Source organism: Salinivibrio socompensis S35, from assembly GCF_000513715.1.
Taxonomy (GTDB): Bacteria; Pseudomonadota; Gammaproteobacteria; order Enterobacterales; family Vibrionaceae; genus Salinivibrio; species Salinivibrio socompensis.
On sequence record NZ_AQOD01000048.1, the window covers coordinates 1 to 8,494 of the forward strand.

Annotated in this window: 6 protein-coding genes and 2 pseudogenes; 6 read left to right on the plus strand and 2 right to left on the minus strand. The window is 46.0% G+C overall.

The features are described 5' to 3' along the window. A pseudogene (locus tag DZ54_RS24060) lies at positions 1-122 on the plus strand (IS5/IS1182 family transposase); the annotation flags it as partial. A gap of 65 nt (positions 123-187) precedes the next feature. On the opposite strand, the gene DZ54_RS0106480 reads toward DZ54_RS24060, so the two are convergent. Both DZ54_RS0106480 and DZ54_RS0106485 read right to left on the minus strand, forming a co-directional pair. Next, entirely contained in the window at positions 188-1,159 is a 972-nt protein-coding gene (locus tag DZ54_RS0106480; RefSeq protein ID WP_025673491.1) for a ParB/RepB/Spo0J family partition protein, read from the minus strand. An 8-nt stretch (positions 1,160-1,167) separates the two neighbouring features. Further along, on the minus strand, positions 1,168-2,376 hold the full coding sequence (locus DZ54_RS0106485; RefSeq protein ID WP_025673492.1) for a ParA family protein: 1,209 nt from the start codon (positions 2,374-2,376) through the stop codon (positions 1,168-1,170). Between the two features lie 1,360 nt (positions 2,377-3,736). On the opposite strand from DZ54_RS0106485, the pseudogene DZ54_RS19650 reads away from it, so the two are divergent. The 5 genes and pseudogenes from DZ54_RS19650 to DZ54_RS0106510 form a co-directional block, all read left to right on the plus strand. Then, positions 3,737-5,714 (plus strand): annotated as a pseudogene (locus DZ54_RS19650) (replication initiator protein RctB domain-containing protein). 298 nt (positions 5,715-6,012) lie between these two features. Then, entirely contained in the window at positions 6,013-6,417 is a 405-nt protein-coding gene (locus DZ54_RS27105) for an EamA family transporter (RefSeq protein WP_081721613.1), read from the plus strand. A gap of 55 nt (positions 6,418-6,472) precedes the next feature. Next, a complete protein-coding gene (locus tag DZ54_RS27110; protein ID WP_081721614.1) occupies positions 6,473-6,883 on the plus strand; it encodes an EamA family transporter in 411 nt (136 codons plus the stop codon). A gap of 174 nt (positions 6,884-7,057) precedes the next feature. Further along, entirely contained in the window at positions 7,058-7,678 is a 621-nt protein-coding gene (locus DZ54_RS0106505) for a GNAT family N-acetyltransferase (protein WP_025673494.1), read from the plus strand. 295 nt (positions 7,679-7,973) lie between these two features. After that, positions 7,974-8,494: HAD family hydrolase (locus DZ54_RS0106510; RefSeq protein WP_025673495.1), on the plus strand; the 521-nt coding region annotated here is incomplete at its 3' end.

Genomic DNA, 8,494 nt, shown 5'->3' on the forward strand with positions numbered 1-8,494 from the left:
ATGCTTTCGCGAGGATTAAGCACTTCCGAGCAATATCAACGAGATATGATAAGTTAGCAAGAAATTACGCCAGTATGGTATCACTGGCGTTTACTATAATGTGGCTGCCGATGTATTGCTGAATAAAATGTGTACAGCAAAGATCAACACGCCCTAGGGCGTGCCGTTTTTATTCGGTTGGGACGAGTTAACCGTTGAGGTGTTCTTTTATCAGCGACAAGATCTGCTCGGCGTCTTTATCGCTCACTTTTTTCAGATTAATACTTAAATTATTGCCTTTACGACGATAGGACGCGCGTCCTTCTAACAAGGTTTGAGCCTGTTCTTTTTTACTTGGCTGTGGTGCCACAAGCTCATCTTTGTATTGCTCGATACGCTGTGTCACCTCGCGTGTAATACGTGTCACCCCTTGGGCATCAACTTGTTGCCACAATGGCATCTCGCCAAGCATTTCTACCAATTGGGCTTGCGATTTATCGTCCAAACTAAAATACAAACGGTGGAGTTTAACAATAGTAGGGCGACCCAACTCGGACACACTGGGGTAGGCTTGCAAAAGTGGCAACGGCAGAGCAGCCGCTTTCAATGCACCACTGACCAATGCTTCACTACACTGACACGCGCTCGCGAGGGCTTTCTGATCACTGACCTCACCACTATCCAACATGGCTTGCATCTCTTTACCGCGTTCATATAGCGATAACGGTTTGTGCGCATTGGCCACATCTGACAAAAATTTAGCATGGCGCGTGCTAATACCTTTTGCGACGTATACCAAAAAGTCTTGCTCTGCAATAATGCAAGACATCCTACGCCGGCTACCATCAAGGACCTCTACACGACCATCATCAAGCCACCGCCCAACAGCCGGATATTGTTGTCCGTGCTCTTTTAAGGTGGTCAGAATATCTGAAAGTGCTAATTCGTTAAGAAACGACTGCTCACGCGCGTTTTTATCAAATACCGTTGTTTTCTCTCGGATCGTTGACGCGGGCACTTTGACAAGTTCAAACTCCACAGTACGCTCGCCTGCTACGGCTAACTCAATCACAGCCGCTCTCTCACTCGCTGCACTCTGCGCTTCTTGTGTGGTCGTCGCTCGGCGTTTATCGGCCTTTGCAAACAAGCGTGCATTTAAATCAGAGGTTTTAATTGCCATTTTTCTTTTTACTCCTGATTGAGCTGAGACCAGTAGCTATGTAGCACACGTTCGAGTTCAAGTCCGACTCGATGTACCGCATCTTGTGCGGTCGATAACGTTTTTTTACCGCCCTCAAAGTCCTGTGAAGTAAGATCAAACACCGTGCTATATGTATCTGCACAGGTCTCAAACGCACGACTTCGAGGAATCGTCGCCATCATGACCTGTTCCCCTAAAAGATAATTCATTTCAGTTAAGACAGAAATCTGTTTTTTATTATCGTCCTCAAACATCGTCGGCATTAAACGCACAAACTCCAATCCGTGCCAGTCTTCTGGAAACATCTCGTACACTTGGGGAAGGTGTTGGAAAAAGTTCACCGTTGATGCCCAATCCAGTCGCTTCGCTGCACAAGGGATCACTAAAGAATTAGACGCATACATGGCATTCCAAACCAGCGGATCAATATGTGGTCCAGTATCAATCATAATGATGTCGAACTCATCACTGATGGGATCAATCACTTTATCTTGCAATAACTCCACAACATTCAGCGACTGACTGGTCGCCAACGCTTGCCATGCCTCAGCGTTAAACATCGCATCTTCAGGAAAGGCGGCCATGGTTTTTAAATTAGGGTATTGTGTGGGAAGCAAGACATTACGCATCATGAAATCTTTGTCTGCCGCCTGGGGCGTATTATCCAGCATCACATCAACAGCAGAATAAATGCCTTCTTGTTCAGTCAAACTGATTTGTGGGTTGAGGAACAACCGTAAAGACCCTTGTGGATCTAAGTCAATCAAGCAAATGCGATAGCGTTTCTCAAGATTCAGCGCCATGCAAGCCGCTAAGTGCACCGCACTCATAGACTTACCGGTTCCTCCCTTTTGGTTTTGAATGTTAACAATCCAAGGTTTATGCGTCTTTCCTTTACGCTCATGGAACGTCGGCACGTTGGCTGCATCCATGATTTGGTGAGCTTCATCCAAAGTGATCGAGTAATGATTGGCATTATTCTTGGTGAATTGGTGCCCATCTTTCTCCATTCGTGAAATCGCTTCATCGAGCTTGCGTCGGGTGAGACCTGAACGCGTTTCCATTAACGCTTTCGACATGGGCGGAAAGAGCTGATCGTGTCGCTCCTCCATAACAATCTCCACACGATCAGACTGAACTTGTTTTGTCTGCGCCGCGATATTGCGGAGGTTTTCAATCGTCTTTTCCCTATCCATATTCTTTTTCGCCTTCACGAGAAATAATTGTCGATTGTACAGCAGAATACATCTAAAACAATAAAAAGGTGAACAAAAGCCAATCAAATAAAGATCCTGCTCACAATTGTAATTATAGGGTATGGCTGAATATCTCCATCATGGATGTCATATTAAATCAATACAACGCGCCCCAATCTCCCACAGATCTCAAATGTCACAGTGTCACTTATTTACAATGTAAACCTTATAGAGACTCGGAAGCTTATATTTAGCTGGCGAATTTACGGTACTCGACATTTCAACCTTAAAGCGGACAGTGTCTATTAAGATTCGATAGTAAGATCAAACATTCACCCTCCATTTTTACGACGTCAGCTAAATGTTACGCCCTTTTGATCATTTTTCCCGAAAGCATGATCAAGGAAAAGAAAGATATACACGCAATATCCTTGATCATGCTTTCGTTGATAAAACCGATAGGCAGGAAGCATGATCAAGCGAGTATTGCGATGAAATCATCAGCAAATTCAACCGTAATGTCTCCATAAACCTAGGAACGATGATCAAGCCGTCTTTCCGATTGCATCGTGCCAGTTCCTTAACCGGAACGATATATCTAAACCGCTAATTTACGGACAATGTCAGGCATACCAAGGGATCCAGAACGATCCATGCCAATTCTCTTTACTCAGCGCAGGTTGATGGGAAATGCGCTGACTCTCGAACAACAAGATCATCCTGCATGATCATTGTTCCGTATCCGGACACATGCTGACTGATGGCCATTATACTGTCACTGTCATTTCAATTTGATCAGACGAGACACTACTTTCTCACCACATTGCTCATACCATAGACAGTATTCAGTCTGATTGAGCAAAATACGCGTGACTTGATCATTGTTCCATGATGAAAACACGGCCATTTGGTCTTGATAACACCATCCAAACAAAGAAACGCGTTCCGAGGCTGTGGATAACGTGTGAATCACACTTGATCATTGATGCCGTTACTGTTTGATCATTGATGCGATAAGCTGATGATCATCGGTTCAGCCTCACTTGATCATCGTTGGCAGGATGTGTTGATCATGCCTCCAAGGCTTTGTTGATCATGCTTTCGAGAGAGGGGATTTTATAATACATAAAAATCAGCAACCTATAGATTTTTAATCGCCCGGATCATAAGATCAGATCATCAACCTAGATCAGAATAATCATAAAGATCAGTTAAAATATGCCACAAAAAAGATCTTTCTTTTTGAATCTATTTTTATTAGGATTTCCCTGGAAGTGTGATCGATTTACGGCTTTCGTCACCTCAACATCAAAGAAATAATGCGCTTTGAGCACGCCCGTGATAAAGGATTTTAACTGACATGAGTGCCGGTAAACCCGAGAAAATATTAATAAAAGCACCTCGTTCCCACAAAGACGGGCATCTTTTTGAAGTGCATGGACAATTAGTCGACTGGCTTGCGCAATACGAGCATTTCAAAGGGGTGACCAAAAGCATCTTAGAACTCCTCAATCTGATTTCAGTGCGTGGATTTGCATCCCAAGACGGTTATGTTTCAACCACAGAGCTTGTCGATGCTACCGACGGCCAATTAACACGTGCAGCGATTCAACAACGGTTGCGTGCTGCAGTACAACTGGGTCTTTTTCTTCAGCAACCCGTTCGGTTCGAAGAAGGACTGGCAGGAAAAACGATGCTCCATCGTTTTATCAATCCAAGCCGTCTAATTTCATCACTTGGCAGTGCAGGATTGATGACAGAAAAAAGCCGAGATGAAGTCAAACAAAAACGTTCAAAAGCACTGGCTCAAACACAAGTGAACCGTCAATTATTAAGCGAGCACGGGCTAGGTACCCCACCCATGATGCCTGGAGAAAAAGATCAAATCTTGGTGTCTCCCACCAGCTGGGCTGGGATCATTGATCAAGCCTTAGCACCACCACGGACAAAAAAAGCTTATCAAAAATCAATGGTGGCGATCAGCGGTACCAAAGCGATTATTGAAACACGATCTGCCAAGTCGATCATGACAGTGGATGATCTGATGACGCTGTTCGCATTGTTCACGCTTACCGTACAATACCATGATCACCATTTACCTAATTACGAGCTACAAACCAGTCGATTGGCAATAAGACTCCCATTTACATCACTGATATTTTGCAATTACGGGGCAAAAAGACAGTGGGCCAGCACGTGATGCGATTCGAGAAAGCATTGATAGAATCGAGTTTACCGATTTTCAACTCCACGAATTGACGGGTCGTTGGCTCAGTGAAAACATGCCAGAAGGGTTTAAAAGTGATCGTTTCCGCTTTTTAGCGCGAACAATCACTGCATCGGAAGAAGCACCTAAAGAGGGTGAAGATGGGGAGGTTAAAATCAAACCCAATCTTTATATCCTGGTATGGGAGCCGTCGTTTTTTGAAGAATTGATGACGCGCGATTACTTTTTCTTGTTCCCACCTGAAATTTTGCGTCAGCATACGCTTGTATTCCAGCTCTATTCGCTCTTCAGAAGCCGTATGTCGCGTCGGTTGGAAGATTCAATGCTACTGAGCGAGTTAAACCAGAAAATGGCGCGTAACATTGAATGGCGGCGTTTTTCGAGTGATTTAATCAGAGAGCTGCGTAAGCTGGCAGAAGGCAAGGTCACTGAATCGATTTTTGCGGTGAACCTTTGGGGGTATCACCTCACGCTGACCCGTGAAGATGACGAGAAAAAATATCCCGATTATCGAATGGATATTAAATGTAACGTTGATGAAGTGATCCGCTACTCCCGCGCTAAAATGTATAACGAAGGCAAGCGGTCACTAGCACCAACCATGCCAAACCCACTTCGCAACGAGATCTTACCCAGCCAAGACCTTGATCAACTGTCCGGGATCATTGATGGTGAGTTCGAGCCCATCCAACGGAAAGAAAAAACCAGTGGCCGTTTAGGAAGACGCGTCAAGCAACGTAAGCATCTGGTCGAGATCAATGCCGATGAGTTGACTATCGTTCTTTCTAAATATACGTCTGAAGAGGCGCTGCAACGCAGTATTACGGCACTATCGGCAATGACCGGACATCCTGCCTCGGTAATTACTGAAGAGTGTCAGGGGTATTTGGAAAAGCTCGATTGGTTACGAGTTGGTGACCAAGTTGTGCCCTATGAAACGCTCAGCCGCACGATTGAATTTTATAATCAGCAACAGCAGGCCCGTCACCTTTCCATTGAGAAGTTAATCTCAGGCCTAGCAGTGAGACGTAAAGTTTGCCAACGCGTGTTTGACGGCCATCTAGACGGGCAGGTGCTTAATGCACTAGACGACATTGCAATGAGTGGGTAATCGTTAGGTTATTTTGCATAAGCCTGACGTGTTACTGACATGCACACGGGGTGTTTCGCTAACATAGTTTGTGATAGATACCTTTGTCCTATTAGATGTCTCCGTGACATCGTTTGGCTAAATGCTTGCCGAGCGGGCCCTTGCCCGCTTTTTTTCCCTTTGCTTTTTAGAACGATTTTCCATAATTCCCGAAGACCATGCTACCCATCCCTTTTCAAGCAACTTGGTTTTAATCTTCACTTTACAGTGTAAACTGCCTGTATTAATCATACGCGATTCGCATCTCAATGGGGCAGTTATGCCGATTCTGTTACCGCTCGCTGCGGTTTTTATCTGGTCAGTCAATACGATAGTAAACAAGATGTCGGTGTCGGTCATTGCACCTGGCGCAATGGCTTTTTACCGTTGGTTTTTTGCTATCTTGGTGCTAACCCCGTTTTGTTTGCCAACACTATGGCGTCAACGGCGCGCGGTTCTGTTATATGTACCGCGATTGGCCTTATTAGCGTTACTTGGCATGGTCACTAACCAGTCTGTCGCTTATTTTGCCGCACAAACCACGACGGCAACGAACATGGCATTGATCATGTCTTTGGTGCCCATGCTCAGTCTCTTTATGAGTATTCAGCTACTGTCTCAGCCACTTACGGCTCGCGCCATTATCGGGCCGGCCTATCCATCATTCGGCTCATTTATATGCTGACATTGGGCAAACCACTCACCTTATTGACCAGTGGGGCGACGATTGGCGATGGCTGATGTTAATCTGCGCCTCGTCGTATGCGTTGTACTGTGTGTTATTGAAACGATGGTCGATGGCGATTTCTAATTGGGTCTCCGTTTATGTGCAAGCTTTATTCGCGGTATTGATGTTGGTTCCGGTACTTTTTGCTGCGCCAAGTCAAACTATTATGCCTGATGCCTATCCACTCGTTGGATTTGCCGCTTTAGGCGCATCGGTGCTTGCACCGGCGATTTGGCTACAGGCGATTGCCCTCAATGGGGCGAGTCGCACCGCAATGTATATGAATTTACTGCCTGTGATGACCGCCATTATTGCGGTTTTTTGGCTAGGTGAGATATTAACGCAATATCACGTTATCGGAGGTGGACTTGTTTTGTTGGGCGTCGCGCTCTCTCAGCAATCAAGATGCCCAAGTTATCCGTAAGCACCGATAACCGTCTACACTGATCAAAAGAAAGTGGGATAGAGGTGGCCAATGTGGTGGTTAATTGAGTTAAACTGGATGCCCTTGTGGGTGGCCCCCACAATGTGTCGCTCTGAAGTGGCAGAGCCGTCGCCAATCATCTGGTAACAAGGAGCAGGAGAGCAATAAGCCTACATGGACGTCGACCTTTCCCATCACGCTACTGTCAGCATTCGCGCTGCACAGCGTGGAGAAGCCCGCTATTTTTGGCGTAACATCTATTATTCCCGTGCATGGAAGCAATTTGATGCGCCGTACACTCCAATCGAGCCAGTATCCTATTGGTCGTTCCGGTTTGGTCTTTTTCGCCGCTTCCTCGCAGGAGACACGGCCCAAGCGATTTGTATTCACAATAACCCCGTGGGTTACGTGACCTATTATTGGGAAGATAAGCGCACGCGATGGCTTGAAGTTGGGATCACCATCTTTGACCCTGCCAATTGGGGAAAAGGGACGGGGCGGCATGCGCTGACTTTATGGATCGACCAGCTATTTACTCACCACGACGTAAACCGAATAGGACTAACCACCTGGTCAGGAAACCTAGGTATGATGCGGTGCGCTAGATCGCTAGGAATGCGTGAAGAAGGGCGTTTACGCGCCGTCCGCTATTACCAAGGTGAGTATTACGATTCGCTACGTTATGGCGTCTTACGCGAAGAATGGTTTCAAATGCAGGCTTTAGCCGCGCAACGAATCACCGCTTATACTGCGTCTATCGAATCTGCCCCATCAGCCGTTCACCAGCCGCATTAAGAAAAAGTCAAAAAAATGACGATTTTTTATACAGGGTTAGCGTCGGTATCAAAGCGTGCAAAGATAGAAAAGTGTGATCTTGATCGTTATTTATTTAATGGATTGATTCCACACTGAAGTTTGCATGTCACTGCTCAATTATCCATTTATCCCCCCATCATCTGACATATTGTGCGTCGTGTTTTCGTAGGATTGCGGGCGCTTCTCTGCTAACTTTTACAACGCGATGGATTGGAGTCTTGAGCCCATCAGCTCTTTTCTTTTTGTTGTAAATATATGAATAAAAGGGGTTTTTATGATTAAGTTAGAGAGCGTCTCTGCGGTATGCTTTGACTTAGATGGCACACTCGCAGACCCTTTTGACGATCTGTATGAGGCGGTCAGCGGTATGTTACGTGGCCTGAGCTTGCCTGATGAAGATCCCCATGCAATAAAAGATTGGATTGGTGATGGGGCGGATTTATTGATCCACCGCGTGTTGACACGACACATCGATGGGCGTGTATCAACCACGGTGTTGAACCAAGCGCGTGCTCTGTTTTTGTCATCATACCTGGGCAGTAAGCCGCCAAAAACTCGACTGTATCCGGGGGTGCTCGCTTGCCTGGAATCTTTATCTCGGCGTCACATCCCGATGGTGTGCACCACTGATATGCAAACAGCGCACGCAAACAGTTTACTGCGAACGCTAGGCATTGGGCATTTCTTCACCCGTATCTTGGGCGCAGACGCGGTTTCTGCTGGTAAGCCGGATCCGGACGGTATTTACGAGGCGGCCGCCATTCTTGGCGTTTCGCCGTTTGAGTTACTGGTGGT

Bases quoted from the DNA above. Each gene is read 5' to 3' on its own strand.
- DZ54_RS0106480 (WP_025673491.1), bottom strand. From the start codon at position 1,159: ATGGCAATTAAAACCTCTGATTTAAATGCACGCTTGTTTGCAAAGGCC.
- DZ54_RS0106485 (WP_025673492.1), bottom strand. From the start codon at position 2,376: ATGGATAGGGAAAAGACGATTGAAAACCTCCGCAATATCGCGGCGCAG.
- DZ54_RS27105 (WP_081721613.1), top strand. From the start codon at position 6,013: ATGCCGATTCTGTTACCGCTCGCTGCGGTTTTTATCTGGTCAGTCAAT.
- DZ54_RS27110 (WP_081721614.1), top strand. From the start codon at position 6,473: ATGTTAATCTGCGCCTCGTCGTATGCGTTGTACTGTGTGTTATTGAAA.
- DZ54_RS0106505 (WP_025673494.1), top strand. From the start codon at position 7,058: ATGGACGTCGACCTTTCCCATCACGCTACTGTCAGCATTCGCGCTGCA.